The 341-nt window shown below is 57.5% G+C and carries 1 pseudogene; it reads left to right on the forward strand.

Annotation, left to right across the window (positions count from 1 at the left end):
- Nucleotides 1-42 precede the first annotated feature (42 nt).
- Nucleotides 43-341, forward strand: a pseudogene (locus CXF87_RS12490) (copper resistance protein CopD); the annotation flags it as partial.

Below are 341 nucleotides of genomic sequence, written 5' to 3' on the forward strand. Positions count from 1 at the left end.
AAAACAGCCAACAGCTTGAGCCTAGTAGGCGTTTTATTGGTGATGCTGGCATTCGTGCAGGTGGGGCATACAGTAAACACCCCACGCCTCGTTCTGGCTGTCTTGCTGATCGTTCACCTGATGGCGGCAGCATTCTGGGTAGCCTCGCTGTGGCCGCTGTTCCACTTAGTGGGGCAACATTACAACCACGGCAATACCGCCCGCATTCTGACCCGTTTCGGGCAACTCGCCATGGGCGGAGTTGGCGTGTTGGTACTGGCGGGCGTCACTTTGGCCACGCTGCTAACAGGCGGTCTCACACCCCTGCTCACCACGGCATATGGACAGTTCTTGATCGGCAA

Source organism: Halomonas sp. MES3-P3E (assembly GCF_002836035.1).
Classification (GTDB): domain Bacteria; phylum Pseudomonadota; class Gammaproteobacteria; order Pseudomonadales; family Halomonadaceae; genus Vreelandella; species Vreelandella arctica.